The organism is Candidatus Melainabacteria bacterium, assembly GCA_003963305.1.
In the GTDB taxonomy this organism is placed as follows: Bacteria; Cyanobacteriota; Vampirovibrionia; order Obscuribacterales; family Obscuribacteraceae; genus PALSA-1081.
In genome coordinates this window covers 159,714-177,459 of sequence record RXJR01000011.1, presented here as the reverse complement: position 1 = coordinate 177,459, position 17,746 = coordinate 159,714, and the positions used below count along the sequence as shown (strand labels likewise).

10 protein-coding genes are annotated in these 17,746 nt (G+C 48.8%); 7 read left to right on the top strand and 3 right to left on the bottom strand.

Going from position 1 to position 17,746, the window contains the following annotated elements; all coding sequences use genetic code 11:
- Window positions 1-340: 340 nt before the first annotated feature.
- Together EKK48_14185 and EKK48_14180 are read left to right on the top strand one after the other, a co-directional pair.
- On the top strand, window positions 341-3,811 hold the full coding sequence (locus tag EKK48_14185; protein ID RTL41509.1) for a response regulator: 3,471 nt from the start codon (window positions 341-343) through the stop codon (window positions 3,809-3,811).
- Between the two features lie 100 nt (window positions 3,812-3,911).
- Window positions 3,912-4,382 carry a hypothetical protein gene (locus tag EKK48_14180; GenBank protein ID RTL41508.1) on the top strand — a complete coding sequence of 157 codons (471 nt, stop codon included), beginning with the start codon at window positions 3,912-3,914 and terminating at the stop codon, window positions 4,380-4,382.
- A gap of 85 nt (window positions 4,383-4,467) precedes the next feature.
- Here EKK48_14180 and EKK48_14175 read toward each other — a convergent pair whose 3' ends face one another.
- Complete coding sequence (locus EKK48_14175; protein RTL41507.1) at window positions 4,468-4,845, bottom strand: hypothetical protein; 378 nt, start codon at window positions 4,843-4,845, stop codon at window positions 4,468-4,470.
- A gap of 93 nt (window positions 4,846-4,938) precedes the next feature.
- On the opposite strand from EKK48_14175, the gene EKK48_14170 reads away from it, so the two are divergent.
- Window positions 4,939-5,535: a hypothetical protein gene (locus EKK48_14170; protein ID RTL41506.1), complete on the top strand. Its 597-nt coding sequence runs from the start codon at window positions 4,939-4,941 to the stop codon at window positions 5,533-5,535.
- A 23-nt stretch (window positions 5,536-5,558) separates the two neighbouring features.
- Here the strand turns inward: EKK48_14170 and EKK48_14165 are convergent, their stop codons facing one another.
- Together EKK48_14165 and EKK48_14160 are read right to left on the bottom strand one after the other, a co-directional pair.
- Window positions 5,559-5,990: a hypothetical protein gene (locus tag EKK48_14165; protein ID RTL41505.1), complete on the bottom strand. Its 432-nt coding sequence runs from the start codon at window positions 5,988-5,990 to the stop codon at window positions 5,559-5,561.
- Window positions 5,991-5,999: 9 nt separating this feature from the next.
- Window positions 6,000-8,198 (bottom strand): hypothetical protein, encoded by a 2,199-nt coding sequence (locus tag EKK48_14160; protein ID RTL41504.1) that lies wholly within the window; start codon window positions 8,196-8,198, stop codon window positions 6,000-6,002.
- Window positions 8,199-8,660: 462 nt separating this feature from the next.
- Between EKK48_14160 and EKK48_14155 the strand changes: the two genes are divergently transcribed.
- The 4 genes from EKK48_14155 to EKK48_14140 all read left to right on the top strand — a co-directional run bounded on the left by EKK48_14155 (window position 8,661) and on the right by EKK48_14140 (window position 17,666).
- Complete coding sequence (locus EKK48_14155; protein ID RTL41503.1) at window positions 8,661-10,892, top strand: PAS domain S-box protein; 2,232 nt, start codon at window positions 8,661-8,663, stop codon at window positions 10,890-10,892.
- A 660-nt stretch (window positions 10,893-11,552) separates the two neighbouring features.
- Entirely contained in the window at window positions 11,553-11,774 is a 222-nt protein-coding gene (locus tag EKK48_14150; protein ID RTL41502.1) for a hypothetical protein, read from the top strand.
- Between the two features lie 19 nt (window positions 11,775-11,793).
- Window positions 11,794-13,422, top strand: coding sequence for a hypothetical protein (locus EKK48_14145; GenBank protein RTL41501.1), 1,629 nt, complete (start codon window positions 11,794-11,796; stop codon window positions 13,420-13,422).
- 101 nt (window positions 13,423-13,523) lie between these two features.
- Window positions 13,524-17,666, top strand: a complete 4,143-nt coding sequence (locus tag EKK48_14140; GenBank protein ID RTL41500.1) for a hypothetical protein — start codon at window positions 13,524-13,526, stop codon at window positions 17,664-17,666.
- Window positions 17,667-17,746: the final 80 nt, after the last annotated feature.

Genomic DNA, 17,746 nt, shown 5'->3' with positions numbered 1-17,746 from the left:
AACCTGGCTGTTGGAGCCTGATGCCGGCTGTTTGGAGCGAGGTCTGGACGTTCACCTGTGGCTAATGTAGTATAATAGGCTAAGACTTTTAAATCCCCCATCCGTCCTTGCGGTATCAGATATGGTGAACATGGAGGGCAATGCAAGTCTTTCAAGAAACCTTCTCGACATCTAGTTTTGTCATCTCTGCTGTATAACTTTATTAGGGTTATAGGTTTGAGTGTTGGTATTTATCCCCCTTCCTAGGTTCCAAAACACACTGTTTAGTCATAATAGAGGTGGTGACTCGGCAATAAGCGTTTGATGTTCAATAGATTGAGCCGCAACAACGGTGGTCGGAATGAGCGGGTTTTTCAAGAGCTCCTGGAAAGTTTTAAGGCGATTGGGCTCCTCGTCAAAGGAGTCTTCTGAGTCGTCCGATGAAGGCGAGTCGTCCAACAACGACTCCAATAGGGATAAATCGGAGCGAACCAGGCAGCTAAAAGTCGGCTTTCTTGGCGGTGACAAATCTAAGCAGAGTGCAAACGACCGTAGAGCTACCCTGCTGGCTAATGTTTCAACTGAGTTGCGTACGCCGCTCACTTTGATTCTCGCGCCGCTCGAGTCGTTGCTGATGGGCAATCATGGCGCACTTACCGCTGATCAAAGTGCTCTGCTTCGCACAATCCACAACAATTCCGTGCGTTTGCTGCAAATGGTATCCGGGCTCTTGGATTTTTCTGTAGTGCAATCCGGCTCGATTCAGGTCAGTCGGCAGCCGGTAGATGTTGCAGTTTTAACTGGGGCTGTAGTTTCAGATTTCCAGTCAATCATTGCTTCGAGAAACATAACCTTGACCTATGATCCTCAGCAAGCAAATTTGTTTGTCATGATCGATCGCTATATGTACGAACGCATAGTATCCAATTTGATATCAAATGCGGTGAAGTTTACTATGGCCGGCGGGCAGGTTAAAGTCTCGTTACGCCACAAGGACGATCGGCTCGAGTTGTCAGTTCTCGATACCGGCGTCGGCATTCCTGATGAAACGTTGAAGTCGCTGTTTCAGGAATTTAAACAGTTGAACGAAGTCTCATCACGTCACGTTGAAGGTGTCGGACTGGGGCTCTCCCTTGTTAAAGAGTACGCAGATCTATTGAATGGCACGGTTTCAGTGCGTAGCGGCACCGGGCAGGGAAGTCTTTTTACTGTCGATGTCTTCGCGCCCGTGACTGAACTTCCAGCCGCGTTGTTGCCTCGGGTCGAGTCACCGGTTATGCAGTCTGTAACCGTCGCTCCGCAGCCGCATAAGACTGAAGTTGGAAAGCATCTGCCGCGAGTGCTAATCGCTGAAAATAATGCGGAGTTGGCAACATACATTCAGGGATTGCTCAATGAAATGTGCATGACCAAGCTTGCTGCTGACGGAGAAGAAGCGCTTGCTCTTGCTAATGAGTGGCATCCTGACTTGATTCTGGCTGCAGTTATGTTGCCGAAACGAGACGGTTTGAGTTTTTGTCGCGAAGTTAAATCTCGACCTGAAAGTGCTGTTATTCCAGTTGTGCTATTGACGCCGCTCACACAGCGCGAAGCCATGTTGCAGGGCTGGGAGGCTGGTGCTGACGAGTATCTCTTCAAGCCATTCCATCCGGCTGAGCTGGTCACTCGTGTACGATCATTGCTGCGCAGTGTGCAGCAACGGAAGCGCGCTCAAGAGCAGATTGAGCGATTGAATGAAGCGCTGGAGAAAAGAGTGATTGAGCTGGCCAACGCCAATCGCGAGCTCAAGTCGCTTGCCTCTAAGCTGGAACAGGCTCGCGATCAGGCTTTAGAAGCGTCGCGGTTTAAATCTGTTTTTCTCGCCAATATGAGTCACGAGATTCGTACACCGATTAATGGTGTAATCAGCATGAGCGATATGTTGATGCGCACGAGACTGACCGACGAGCAGGTCGAGGTGGCGAACATCATTCAAGATTCCGCCAGAGCGCTTCTGGATATCATCAACGATATCCTTGATTTTTCCAAAATCGAAGCAGGCAAGTTGGAGTTGGAAATTGTCGACTTCGAGCTTTTACACGTCGTCGAGGGTACGGCGGAGTTGATCGCCGGTCAAGCGCGACAGAAGAAACTCTCCTTGATGACCTATGTCGCCCCGGATGTGCCTACATCGTTGCGTGGGGACCCTGGGCGTTTGCGTCAAATTCTTCTCAATTTATTGAGCAATGCGATCAAGTTTACTGAAAGCGGTGAAGTTGTTGTTGAAGCAACGTTAGATGCCATGGACGAGAAACGTTGCCGCGTCAAGTTTTCGGTTCGCGATACCGGCATTGGCATGCCTCAGGAAGCCGTTTACAGGTTGTTTCAACCTTTCACTCAGGCTGATGGTTCAATTACGCGTCGTTATGGTGGCACAGGTCTGGGGCTGTCAATTGCGAAGTTGCTGGTGGAATTGCTCGGTGGCAGAATCGGTGTGCGCAGCACTGAAGGTAGGGGCTCGACTTTCTGGTTCTCCGTGCCGCTGGAGCGCTCTCAAGCGGCTCCGGAGCAGCCCATCGATCGAGGCAAATTCGATCTTGAAAATACGCGCGTATTGCTTGTCGAAACGTTGGAAGGCACCGCCAAAATTATTCAAGATTACACTGCCAATTGGGGCATGATTTGCGAGACTGTACCGGGTCTGAACGATGCGCTGACGTCGATGCGAGCGGCGGTTGAGAGTGGAAAGCCGTTTGACCTCGCCATTGTTGAGCTCACTATGCCGAATTCGGCTGGGCTTGCTTTTGCTCAAACCGTGCAGGCAGATCCAATTTTGAGCAAGACTAAATTGATTCTATGCACTGCTGAAGATAAAGGTAGGCTTGGCGAAGGCGCTCTGCAAGCTGGTTTCTCTGCATACCTGATCAAGCCGCTCAAGCAGTCGCGACTTTTTGATTGCATCGCTCTCGTTCTGAGCGCTGAAGACAGGGCCGAGAAAGAATCGTTAGCATCGTACATGCCGCCACGATTGAACACGACAGCCGAAATGACAGTTTTTCAGAAGACAGGTATGGTGCTGGTTGCCGAGGATAATCCGGTAAATCAGAAAGTGGCAATGATGCTGCTCAAAGAACTTGGATTTTCAGCGCATGTTGTCGGCAGCGGGCGAGAAGCGGTTGAAGTCGTCAATCATACGCCCTACTCTCTTATCCTGATGGACTGTCAGATGCCCGATATGGATGGATTCGAGGCGACAGGCGCAATTCGCAAGGCTGAGGTTCTGACCGGGCGACACATTCCGATTATCGCCATGACTGCTCACGCTATGCAAGGTGATCGAGAAAAATGTATCGCAGCCGGCATGGATGATTATGTGAGCAAGCCCGTCACTGCCGCCAAGCTCAAAGAGGTCTTATTGCGCTGGTTTAAAACAGATTCGGCCGCATGGCGAGGCGTGCAGCCTGCTCAGAAGAACGAGTCTCCGGCCAGTGTATATGTGCGACCGCCGGGGTTGTTGAATTTTGAATCCTTGAAAGAGACTTGCGGTATAGATGGTGCCATTGAGTTGATCGGTGTTTTCACGTCATCCACTGATACTTTGTTGACGCGCATATACGACGCTGTCACTGCTAAAGATTCGAGCAAGTTGAAATCCGCTGCTCATGAGCTGAAAGGATCGTGTGGATCGATGGGGTCTTCCGATATGGCGGTGCTTTGCAAGGAACTCGAACAAACAGCAGTCGCACAAAATTGGGATCTGGCACCAACTCTTTACATGCAATTGCACAGTATATACGAGCAGGTGCAGAGCTATTGCAAAGAGTTATTAGACACTTACACTCCCACCAGGTGAGGATTTCGGGAACTGTTCGGTTTGCATGATCGTCAGCGTGTATATTGATGTCATTCCGGCTTGCGCTGATGAGTGACAGAAGTAATCGGCTGAGGTGAAGATGATGTTGAATGGATATGCGAAGAACGCAGCAACGGCAGTATCTCTTGTTTGCGCGTTGCAGTTAGGGACCATGCAGATTGCCGGTGCAACAACGACAACTTACAAAGCTGGTACCACGAAAGTCAGGGTTGCTCAGAAGACGACGTATTGGCAGCGACATCCTAAAGTGAAAGCGGCTGCAATCGGAGGCGGTGTTGGTGCCGCCGGCGGTGCACTGGTCGGTGGACTGACCGGGCATGGTGTCGTACGTGGTGCAGCAATCGGCGCCGGCACCGGAGCCGGTGTTGGCTTGATTCGCTCCAGTCGCACTCTGAAGCGGCACCCGATCGCACGCGATGTGGCAACAGGAACGGCTGCCGGTCTGGGGATAGGCTGGGCAGGCGGCAGAGGAGGCAGCCGTGCCTTCAAGGGCGCAGCAATCGGCGGCGCTATCGGCCTGGGTGTAGGTCTTTTCAAAAACCTTCACTAGCCTTCTATTTGCCCATGGAGCGCAGCCGTCCCGGCTGCACCGATAACGTAAGTCATGGAGCGCAGCCGTCCCGGCTGCACCGCTGTTAGTCGTTCACACCAATTTCAATAAATTTGTACTTGCCCTTGTCTTTCGAAAATACAAAAATCTCCTCACCACAAAAGATCATCACCGAGTCTTTATCTGCTATCGGCTTTTCTTTCAGTAGACACTTTCTTGTCGCGAGCGGAAAAATCTTTTCCGACTGGGCGATGAATGCCGCCTCATTCAGCTTCTTCTCATCCTGAAGGTAAGGCAGTTTGGTCATTGATGCCAGTGCTTTTTTATCGTTTTTCTGCAGTGCTACTTTGAAACCTTTCCAGAATTCCAAAAAATCTTTGTCCACCGCTTTTGTGGCAGCATAAGCGGAGCTTGCGACAGAGCTGCAAATAGCTACGATCATTAAGATTGGTCTGAAATTCATATGTCCTCCAGGGTCTCAGCAGGCATATTCTATAATCGATGCAAGAATTGTGCTTGAGACTGTTCTCGTATTTGCAGGTTGGAATCCATCGATATGACGACCGAAGCTGAAGAAGAAGAAGCGCTGGCGCTCGATCGAATGAAGGTCGATCTCTTTGCTGTTCTCGAGGCGTGGAACGTGCCCTGGGACCAGAATCGGCTAGCTATTGGTTTGCTCGAGCGTCGTTGGTCTCTGTCCGAAATCCGAGCCATGATAGCTGAAGCCAGGCCAGAATACGCTTCAATGCCGTCCATTGCTTTTCCTACCACTGGCTGGTTAAACGACCTTCTATATAAGACTAAACCTGGCATTTTTGCTTTTGCCGTTCTTGTTGATGAAATTTTGAATATTGCAGATGGCATGTCTGATGACATGGGGGTGGCAGCTGGAATTACAAACGCCGAAGAGCTGAAGTTCTATCCGCAGGTTGTTCCGCTCTACAACGAAGCCATAGAAGTTTTTGGAGCATACCTTCCGGATGGCTTAAACGAAACCGAGAGAGATGTGTATAAGGTGCAACGCGAACACATCGTTCAAGCTCTCAAGATGGCGTTGTCTTCGCACTTGTTATTGAGCGGTCGTGGTGCTTCGATTATCCCACCGCATTTGGTGGCAGCTGTCGACCAGGATGAGGCTGCGACAGAAAGCTGATTCTCGAGCAGGTTAATGCACAGTTACTTTCTTGAGTATTGAATCATCAATTCGGAGCGATAATTGTCAGCCAGAGGCAATTCGTTAACGACGATCATTATCAATCCATCTTTTTTGATGCCGGTTACGCTGCCCTTGGTTGCAGCGGCGATAGTCCATCCTGCATTTGCTAATGCTTGTTTGTACCAATTAACGACTTCTGCGCGGTGTTCGCGGATGTGCCAGGTCTGGCGAAGATTTTCACCTGCCACATCCACTTTCTCTCCGCTGATGAAACGCGCTTGACCACCGTATTGAGGCACATCCGGCAGCGCTAGCGGTGCTGCTAACGGTTTTGTGCGGATTGGGGGCAAAACCTTTTTAGGTTTGTTTTGTTGCGCGCTAGCAGAACTCGCGTGGAGTAAAAGTGCGAAACCTAGAGCGACGACAATTGATGCGCTGGCGCGGCTAATCATACAATTCCGTTAGTTGATATGTGTGAAAGTCGTAGTACCTAAGCCAATTTCGGTGAAGGTCATTCTACCAAAATTGTTGTCTGCTCCTGAGCCTGGCTGCCAGTCGGCGTGATCGATGCATCTTAATGGATTCGTATCGTCGATTTCCAGGTACGGTCTAATGTGCACTTTCTGGTCGTGTTCTGAATCGACAATTGATCCGTCCAGGTAATAAGTGTTCGTGTAGCAAGCATTATTTGTATTTGGATAAGAACAGCAGCCGTCAGGAGGATTGCCGGTCAACTTCGGGGGCGGAGATTCACTGATGATAAGCTTCGCGCTCAAATCGCCTCCGGGAAGATAGATATATATTTTGTGCGCATTCTCCCACTTAGGTGTATTCGGTGGTGCCATCTCCAGAGTCGTGTTGAGAAGCTTGTCTATATCAGCATCCGTTGTCTGCGGTTGGATCTGTTTGCAACGGTTGGCGATTGCAGCTATTGTGTCATTGGCGCAGCCTGGATCTTGCACGGCTTGTATCAACTGTTTTATAGTGCCTGGTCCCTGTAGAGGCAAGGTGTATTCAGGTGTCGGCATATTTGGCGGTTTACTCGGAACTTTCCCGCTTATAAGGCTTGACGGATAGATGCCTAATCCGGAACTTGGCGCTCCCGATGTCAGATTTACTGTTGCATAGTTATTGTAATTGCCGTTTTGTGGATTCAATCCCTCAAACAAAGTAAGCAATTCTGCTTTTGCCCAATCTGCCTGGGAGAACTTTTGCGAACCACCTGGATTCAAGTCTGGCACTTTGTGACCGTACGTAAGTTGCATGGAAGGCAGTGCCGCTACGCAAGCACCCATCAAGCCCTCTCTGAACGCCAGGTCGGCAAAGCAATTCTCGCTTTTGTCGACCATGCTTGCCAGCCAGTCAATCTGTTTTTGACTCGGCTTAGTGCCTGGTTTCAATGGACTACCGCTCAAGTCCTCATTTGATGGACCGACGTAAGTGTAACCGTCGATGTTCGGGGCGTCTGGAATCGTTACTGTCTGACCCGTGTCTTGTTGTAATTGTTGCCCTTTCTTGACACCTTTAGCCCACTCTACCCAAGCCTGTGCGGCGCCCGCCGTTGCACTGTATGTGACGAAATTGCTCAACTGGGTCGACTGATTTTCACCGTATGCGGTAAATCCTGGAGACATCAATTCGTTGTTAAATATATTGTCGCTATAGTCCTTTGGGTCATAGCCAGGTGGCGTCTGATTGGCCGGGAAATTACCAAATTCGATGTAACCGTAGGAGGCGGCTGCAGGAAATTGGAAACCGCTTCCGAGAAGTGATGTGCCTATGTTTGAGCCGCCGGCACCAGGTGAACCATTTTCAACTGCTCCGACAATTGCGCACGCCATTGCTCCGGTTAGCATTTGTGTCTTCATTTCTGTTGTGCTGGAGCCGAGTTTCACTGCATTTGGTGGCGCCGAACCAAAAGGTTTTCCAGAACTGCTGAAATCGAAAAATGAAACCAAGTGCGGATTTTGTTGTGGAAAAACGGGAACTCCATAAATTGTTCGTCCCATCACAGTGATCGGTGAATAACCAGCCATGTAGCCTTGTCCGGTTCCAACAGCAACATAGCTATTTTGATTTTTGGGACCTACAGTTGTTGTTGAAACAGGAATTGTCAAACCGTTAGCTAATTGCTGCCCGTTAAAAAAAACGTTCGTTGGTCCGGCTGGCTTCATATACGCGATTTCGCAGGGGGTCTCGTTTTTGATGCCTATAAAAGATGCCATTCGGACGGTGTTGTTTACGTCATTGAAATAATTGTTCGAACTGGTAATTTTGCCTGCTAGTTCACTTCCCATTGACTCTAATTGATCGATGAGCGCGTTGGCATTTGCTTTATAAGCACCTGGTCCCGTCATGTTTGAGGCATTACCGGCAATCATGATCGCTTTGGCTACGCAACGGTTGTAGGTGAGCAGATTGATGTATCCACATCCGAGTGGATATTCGCAATCTTGAAACTGCGCCGGGGTGTTGACTCTTGCATCACGTATGATGTGCTTTGCCACGTTCAGCGCGCCTGCATCGGTGGCATTGGCTATTTCTCGGCCTCCGCCAAGGATTTTGATGAGGAAAAACACCGCGGTACCGATGACAATAACTACAAGGACGCATATTGCCACCAAACCAAGCGTGGCACCCTTTCTACGGCGACGTGTCATAACGATTCCTCGTCAGTCTGCGATTCACTAGTAACTGTTTGTGGAGTGCTCTGCGCCAAGAGGGGTGAATGACGCCGATGCACTCTGCTTTCGAAAGTGATACCGGGCCGCTTTTTGTAGAACTATTCCTACGCTTGGTTATTATGAGATCGGCTTAATCCTAATTTAGACTATCCATTTATATAGTTCAAGCTTGTCAGGTGGAGCGGGAGCCTTATGAGTGTCGAAAACAGGCATGACAGCTGGATTTTCGGCGTAGATTAAACCTGCGTGGCAGAGCTCGGCGGACCTTGGCGGACCTGATTTAACCTGACCTTGCAAAGCCTAAATGGTTTGATGTTTTTATACCAGGGTCTAATTTCACTGGGCGGAAACGGCGAAATTTTTGCAGTGTTATGATTTCGACTTTCTTGTTCATAGATCTTGAATGACTTTCTTCGGCTGTGACTGCAGAGACCTGTTTTGAAATTTACTCTTTCTCGCCAAGTTTACTTGTTGATTTGCATTCCGCTGATTCTTCAGATTTGCTTTGTTTCAGTCTTAATCTGGCTGGTGAATGCAGCTAACGAAAAGACTCTGATACAGGCAGAGCTCAAGGAAAAGATTTCGACACTCGAAGATTTGTACTCCTTGCCGGTTCAAATGCGAAATGCTGCGACCAACTATGTTGCGACTTCCAATGATGCTGATTTGTCAGAATACGAAAGAGCACGGCAACAAATGCGCAGCGACATTGATAAGCTTCTGAAGATGACTCAATCTGAAGCGAGTCAGTTGTCTCTGATCAAGCGACTGGATAGAGACATTACCGACGGACTTCGCAGTGTTGACGACTTTATGGCGTTAATGCAAACGGACAAAACTGATGTTTTGGGCAAATTTAGTGACTTAAAGCAGACTCTAATTCCTATTGAAATAGACGACGTTAAACTGATACGCAGTTTCGTGGTTGAACTGAAGAACGAAGACAATAAGCGACCTAATATTCAAAAAGAACTGAGCGATCAAATCATCACGCTGATTTTGCTCAGTATGTCAGCAAATGTTTTGGTCGTCGTTTGTCTTGCTGTGTGGTTCAACATGGGTACGGCAGCCCGGTTAGGTGTTCTTATGCAGAATACGGCTTTGCTTGCAATGGGGAAAGAGTTGCTTCCACCCAGCAAAGGGTCTGACGAAATAAGTGATCTGGATGAGGTATTTCACAAAATGGCCGCGGTATTGCGTGAAGCGGAACAGAAAGAGCGAGCAATAGTCGAGAACGCTGTAGACGTAATCTGTTCACTCGATGCTGACGGGAAGTTTCTCAGAGTCAGTCCCGCTTCAGCGACAGTGTGGCAAATTCAGCCAGAAGACTTGATTGGGCAGCGTGTTATTCAGTTGTGCGTACCGGAGCAACGTGAGTCGTTTGCGCAAACTTTGAAATCACTTGTTTCATCTCCTCACAAATCGGAATTTGAGACTCTTATGCAACTGCCCGACGGTAATCAGCAGCACATTCTTTGGTCCGTTCAGTGGTCGAGAGCGGAGAATGCATTGTTTTGCGTTGCTCATGATATTACTGAGCGTAAAAGAAATGAAGAGGCTCTAAAGGAGAGCGAGGCCAGAACTCGCTCAATCATAGATACTATGCCAGTCGGTTTGATTCTATTCGATCGTAGCGGCACTGTCGAACTGGTTAATCCGATGATGCGAAAAATGTTTCGAAGGCATCGCAGTGATGAATTGCTCGGCTCAAAACTGACTGATCTTTATTTGACACCAGCCCCTAATTCAGACAAAAAACTCGACGAATTGTTCGAAAAGGCATCAGGGCGATTTCATGAAGTGACAGCAGTTCGAGCGGACTCAAGCGAGTTTCCCGCCGAAGTGCTTGTCACTCCATTTGGTGGTCCTGGTTCAGGACGGCTTCTGGGCATAATTACGGATGTCACTGAACGTCATGAAATCGAGCGGTTCAAAAACGAATTTCTGGGCGTCGTCAGTCACGAATTGCGTAATCCACTTACCGCCATCCGCGGATCACTGAAGATGATGATGGTGGGTGCGTTGGGTCAACAAACTGAGCAAGCACAGAAAGCAATTACGATTGCTGAACGAAGTGCTACTAGATTGATAGGTCTGGTAAATGATCTTCTTGATGCAGAAAAGTTGGAAGCAGGAAAACTCGATATGCAGTTTGAATTGCGTCCGCTTTATCCGATTCTTGAAATGTCGGTGGAGTCAGTCAAAGCGTTCGCTGATGAGCACAATGTGTCGGTTCAATATCAGCAAACTGCCAGCCAGGTTTATGCCGATGATCATCGCATCGTACAGGTTTTGATCAATCTTCTTTCGAACGCAATTAAGTATTCACCGAAAGGATCCACGGTTCTTATAGACGTCGTTCCTGGTACCGATATGGATGAAGTTAGAATTACAGACCAGGGACGGGGGATTCCACCTTCCCATGTTAATTCATTGTTTCAGAGATTCAAGCAAGTGGAGCGAACCGATGCTACAGCAAAGGGTGGAACCGGTTTGGGACTTGTAATTTGTAAAGCAATCATCGAGCAGCATATGGGCTCAATAGGTGTGGAGAGCGAGTTGGGGCATGGTTCTACCTTTTGGTTTAAATTGCCAAATCGAGATGCATCGGCCGTTGCCAGTGAATCAAGCTTGATGATGGATTCCCGGCGACAACCTGAGATTTTGTGATTCTTTCTGATTTCCTCAGCTTTCCTGGGGCTGTCAGTTAAATCGATACCAAGCCGTGCGGCTGTCTCCGACCCAGTGCTCACCGAATTGGTTCAAGCAAATGACAAAATCGCTGTGTCTTCTGAGTTTTATACCAGAGGAATAATGCATGAATATGATTGCACCTGCTTCGTTAGTGCACATCTGCGATCCATCAGGCAACTTCGTAGTGGGCGCGTCGCATGTCAAATCCATGTAGTTGGCCAAGGTCATTGATATAGTGCTAATTTGATTTAGAAAGTCCATCGATTTTTTTCTCACACTCTCTGAAGATTTTTTTGTTTGTACGTCGTCAGAGAAGAACAATAAAAGAGTGGTCATGGAAAAATGATGTAATTGAATGCTGTCTATTTCTTTTCTGTCATGAAGTTTTTGTATTTGATCGGCGCTAATGCTAGTGCGCCAGCGCGAGCCTCTAAAGTGAGTTTGTGGAAAGTTCGTGTAATTTCCTGGTTCACACTTAAAAACCGTCTGAATGCTAACTTTATTCCTTAGCGAAGCTTGCTACGCTCCGAATTTCTTCCACAACTTTTATACAATCGCACCGTAATCTTACGAACATCCAAGAGCACTGAATACTACAGTGTCTGAACAATTAAACAGATTGAGGATGATTCTAAGATGCGAAACGAATTTAACACTGCTTCTGATTTTTTCGCTGCAATGCAGCAGCTAAACCAGTCTGCTCTAGCGGTCTCCGCTGGTACATCATCTTTTTCTATGGGATCGAATTGGCCCGAATTCTCTTTTTCTGTTCGGCAAATTACTAATAACAAAGGTGAGACATATCCGTCCGATTTTGGTGTCGGACTGCCACCGCTGGTGTCACAGGACGATTACTAAGCGCGCTGAGGTTTAAGTCTTGAAAAACACGCGGAATATTCGACAGGCGCGTTGGGCTATTTTGATGGTGTTTTTTGCTTTAGTGCTTGGCGATCCTTCGCGAGCCGAAGCTGCAAACAACTCTCATGGACAAGCACAACTCTCGCTGACGGCCGGTCCATCTTTTGCAGACTTCCATCACCAACAACTTCGCTGGACTCCGTTCACTGCACGCAATGAAGCTATGACCATTGTTGTGCCAGCGAGTTTACCGCAGATGCCACGAGTTCACAGTGATTGGGGTCAAATTGGTGGCATGTCCAGTGGTGATCTTTCGATTACTGAACCCAATTCCGCGAATAACACTAAAAATCCGCTGGTAAATCAATTTCTCACGCCGTCCGAGATAAAGCGCAATCTCACTGCCTATGGGAGTACCACGTCGCCGGCAGGTTGGGTGGTTTTGCCGGGTCCCCCTGGTGCGCCTTTCTGGTTTACGCAGCCGCAAGTTGTTGCGCCTGTTAATGGTCCGCAGCAATGGTTTCCCGCTCAGACGACCGGTGTTCCATCGAATGATTTCTATGCAGGAATGGCAGCGACTACCTCTGCAATGATTACTTCCGAGTCGAGTGTACTGGTCAATTACGACAATACACAGGCGACAACGCAGGCGCAGACGCAACAATTTGGAGATGCATCGAACGATGCTTCGAATTCGAATCTTCAATCGGCGATGAGTTCCGCTATCAAAAGTCTTGTCAATGTTGCTAATGAAACTGCCAGCGGTGCCTACGGGCGCGCAGTAGGCATGGTTCAGACAATGTACCGCACAACCTTTGTTCCTGTCGCGATCCTGCTGATTCTTCCTGGTGCTCTTATTACGCAGATCAAAGGAGTGGTCAAATTCGGCGTCATTAATGACTCTAATGACGAAGATGCTTTAAGTCCCTTCACTGGATTCTTGCGCACTGCGATTGCTCTGTTTCTGATTCCCGCGACTCAGTTAATTGTCAGCTATGCAATTGACATTGGTAACAGCATGACCGAGGTGATGGTGCAGCAGGTTCAAATTCAAGATGTGCAGAACTGGGCTGATGCCCAAACTTCGAAACCGAAAGCTGCAACCCCTGCAGAGCAAGCAAAACTGGAGGCACAGCAGAGTGGAAAGAGCGCTTTTAAGCGAGCGGCCTTCGGCTTTATCAATTCTCTTTTCACTGGAGCACTGGTTATTCTTATTGCATATCAAGTCGTTATGATGTGTTATCTGTACTTGCTCGGTCCGATTGCTGCAGCCTTTTACGCCTGGCCATCAACTACGAATACCCTTTTCAAAAATGTATTTACCAATTGGATTAACGGATTGGTTTGCTTGACCTTGTGGAGGTTTTGGTGGTCGTTGATTATCTTGTGTATGTGTGTTCGTATCCAATGGCTGAAGGACATAGGTCAGTACAATCCAAATAGCCCCTGGGAAGGCGTTGTTTACACCGCATTCGTGGTGATGTTGACTTACGTGCCTTTCATGCCATTCGAATACAAGCCAGGATCTCTGGTTTCAGCTTTGTTGGATAAGGCTGGTCAAGGCGGTAGTTCGAGCGGTGGCTCGGCTGGTGTAACTGACCCTGGACGCAGTGCCAGTCAACCTGCGGCTATGCCCGCTGTCACATAATATTTCCACGAACATTCCATTTCTGTTGACTATCCTCCTCGTATGCCAGATGAGCCAACTCGCATACCGGTCAATATCCTAAGTTAGAACAGGTGAATACATTGAAACTGATAGCCTCGCTTTTTCTATTGATTTGTTTATGTGCGAGTACAGCAGCACCGGCTCGAGCCTTAGGACCGGATCGCAGTGATGATGGATCGGTCGCTTCTCTGGCAAAACACTGGGCGGGCACTAATCCTGATCGTCTCAGCGTTCTTAGCACCGAATACGGTGGACAGGTCAAAGACGGACCTATGGTGCTGTATCAGCCCAAGATAAAGAATCCTGACGGCACATTGCCACCACCTTTCATGGTTACTCCATTACTTAAGTCAATTCTCGACAAAGTATTTGCCACTATGGGGCTTGATGGTGGTTATCCAACAATCAATCAATTGATACAAGCTGCTGTTCAGAGTGCCGTATCTGCAAGCATGAATGCAATGGATCCGGCCAAGCAGCCACCTGCTGCTCAAGCCGCTCAGGCTGCCGCTGGGCAGCAAGCTGGCGATTCCGCAGGTGGGGCTGCTAAGGATAATGCAGCTGGTGCGATCGATTTTTGTTCAAGGTTTATGCAGAACTTTGCCAACGATGGGGGCAGCCGTTGGAACAGAATTCGTGATTCGATCTTCATACCTATCGCTGTTTTGCTTTTGCTACCAGGCGCAGTTCTGGCTCAAGTAAAGGCGATTGCGTCGGCGGGTAATCCGGTGCTCGGAAACGTAAATCCATTCGATGGAATCTTGCGGGCAATTGTGGCCGTTTTTCTGATACCGGCAACTTATCTTGTGATCAGCTATGGCATTGATTTCTCGAACTGCATTACATTTACCATCAGCGACCAATATACTCGCATGTTTGGCTCCAATATGTATAAAGATGCGCTTTGCGGCGAGTTGCGTGCCATGCCGACAAATGGCGCCAGCGCATCGGCTGGAAACGGCTCTGTGCCACCGTGGCCACAGGGGTCAGATCTGGAGTCGCAAAACTTCGGGAACGGCAGTCCGGATCCCTGTGGCGGTGCACCTGCGGCACCCGGTCATGTCAACGAAGCAATGCCTGCTAACGTTGTCTATTCTCGCCTCGCCGTTTATGGCGCTAATGCCGCTTCGACTACAGGCTGGAATATTTTGTGTGCATTTCAGATGGCTTATCTCTGTTACCTGTACTTGGTCGGTCCAATCGTTGCCGCTCTCTGGGTATGGCCAGTGAAGCAGTTGCGCGAAGCCCTGCCAAATTGGATTGAAGGCGTGATCACGCTTTGCTTCTGGTCTATGTTCTGGAATACGACAATTTTGTTGATGGCGTGTTTCAAAGACTATGGAACGACGGGGACATATATTTTTACTGCGTTGAATTTCCTGTCTACATCCTGCGTGAAATATGCTTTTGACTTTGCGGGGCTGGTAGCGGCGGCTGGACAAGATGCTGCACAAAAGGCAACTCAGCCCCAGGGGAGCGGTAGTGCGGGTGGTGGCAGCGCTGCCGGCAAAGGTTCAGGCGCGAGCGCTAGTGCCGGAAAGTTACCCCCAGGCGCACATTTGCTTCCAGGCATGGCGGACGGCAAAATGCATGCAGTAGATGCCAACGGACACATGCTCACTTTTGACAGCAAGAGTGGAACCTGGGTATCTGATACTACGGGAAATGGCTCTGGCAACAGCAGCGGAGCTGGAGGAGAAGGTGGCGCTGGCAGCGGGAGCGAAGGGGGCGGACTGAACCTTTCCAGCTCTTATGCAGGCAGCGTTGTGCCTGTCGGTGTAAATCACGTTCCTCCTCCGTTGAGTGGTGCTTCCGGCATATTCAGTACTCCAATTCCAAACAGCGATTACCATCTGCAGATCGGTTCTGATGGTAAGGGTGGATTTACAGGGCAATTGGTTGACGAAAACGGTAAGTTGATCGGCACGCCGATGTCGATGGTCTCTGATGGAAGTGGAGGTTTCAAGCTCGATCTGCCGAATGGAGAGACTTTAACGGTTTCTCCAAATAGCATCGGCGGTGCAACTGTAGAATTTACTCAAACATCTTCTGGTGCCATGATCGCGCAAGACACCTTTGGTGCAGCTGGGCAAGCGACCTTGCAATTTGCTGGACAGAACGGGGATCTGGTATACGTCAGTAATCTCGGAAATGGATTGGAAGCTATTACGGTTATAGGTGCTACCGGTTCAGTTGATACCTTTGTTGGTAGCGTCGGCGAGCCTCTCTCTGGATTCGCGAGTGATGGCACGAGGGTCGATGTTTTAACTGATGCGAACGGAAATCCTGTCAGCATCTCTCTGGATCATACGCCAGGTATTGCAGGCGGTTTAGAATCGTTTGCGGTCACAAATAATACCGACGGCAGTCGCAGTATTAGTTATACCGGAGTTGATGGTCAAATAGCCGCCTTTGAAACGGTGTCGTCGCTCCTTTCAAGCGGAAATGACACATCGTCGATGACAACCACGTTTTTCGATAGCAACCATAACGCATTGGGTTCGCAAGTCGACACAATTGCTAATTCTGCTAGCGGTGTTTTGACAGACACGATTGGACAGTTTGATTCGACAGGCAAGCAAATCGGGCAGCTGATCGATGATGCCGGCAACAACCAGATCGTTTCCGGCATGATGTTAAATGCTGATGGTACTGTGACTTTGAATTCTCAAGTCTCGGACCCCTCCGGCAAGGGATCTGACTGGTTGCAAACTACGTACGCTTCTGTTGACCAGAATTTTGTACCGCTCAATGCCATCGCATCAGCCCAAGTGAGAGCTGATGGCACGGTTGAGAACAAGACCTATACCGATGGCAAATTATTGGAGGACAAGATTGTTGCTGCTGATGGTACGACAGTCATTTCTGATGCTCAATATTCATATGCTGCCAATGGAAATGTTGAATGCTCTCAAACTACATATGGTGCCGATGGAAGCTATGTGGTGACCTCGTCTCTTGTAGATGCAAATAGTACACTGATGCACAGTTGCTCCACGAGCTTTGATGCAGGCGGCGCCTCAATTGGATACACAACTGTCGAGCAGAACCAACAAGGCGGATACGACGTTAAGCAATACGACGCGCGCGTTGATGCCGCTAATCCCGTCGGGCATCTTATAGCAAGTGAAAGCACTTCTGTGGGGGCGGATGGCACCGTTTACGATACCAGCACTCACTACAGCATTGGAACTGGTGGCTCAGCGTCTGACGAAAACACTTCGGTGACTATTTCTTACGCGGCTGGCACAAGTTCGCCTCAATTCGAAATTCACTCTGGTGGGCAGGTTGAAACCATCGCACAGTCTGCAAATGGTCAATATAGCGCATATCATCTGGACAGTGCTGGACAGCGTGTTTCCGATAGTGCCAGCTATGATTCGACAAACAATACTGTCAGCGTTAACAACGGCAGTGAAGTCGTTGTCATTCGCGGCGATGCCGCCGATGGATATGTTGCCACTGTTTCTGGTAGCACTTTGGGTGGTCATTCTCAAGCCGTTGAGCAGTTTACTTTTCCGGGGGGCAATACGAATCAGGTGAACGCTCCTGCCAGTGACCCAAGATGGAGTGCGAGCCAGACTCCTCAAGGAGCATTACCAAGTCTCGCCACAAAATTCGTTCCGACCGGGTTCCTGTCGAAGCCTACTGCCCGTCAGAGTTCAAAGTTCGTAAGTAACGTCGGCGACGGCAGCGGCAAAGGCGGTCTAAACACTGGTAATAGCAGCGGAAACTTCGGCAACACTAATTTAAGTAGTGGCACAGTTAACGACGGAAATAACTCAGACATCAGCGACAGAGAGTCGGACCTGTTTAGAGATGGTTCTGACGAGTTGGACCAAACTTTCGCTATCGACGAGTTTACGAATTCCAGCTTGCAAGATCAGATGATTGCTTCCGCCTCTCACGTTCGTAATACAAGTACGATTAATTCTGTTTTGCGCAAGTCTTATGCTGGTAACAGTCGGCCGGAAGCCATCGTTGCTGCGACTGTGGACCAGAATATTGCCACTATTTATTGCGGTCAGGGTAAATATGGTCAAGCCGAGGAGCTCTACAAGAACGCCCTGAAAATGATGGATACTTATCAGGATGCTCCGGAATATTTTGTGTTGATTGAGACTTATGCCAACTTCCTCGATAGACAGGGCCGCATTGCCGAAGCTGATGCCTATCGTGCCATGATTTGCGGATCTTCCGTTCAATCGTTAGTGAGCTGGTGAATCCACGAAGAGCCCGGCGAGTTTTCTTTTGCGAGCAGCACATCTGCAGCATTTCGTCTGGTCAGAAACAGCATCTTGAA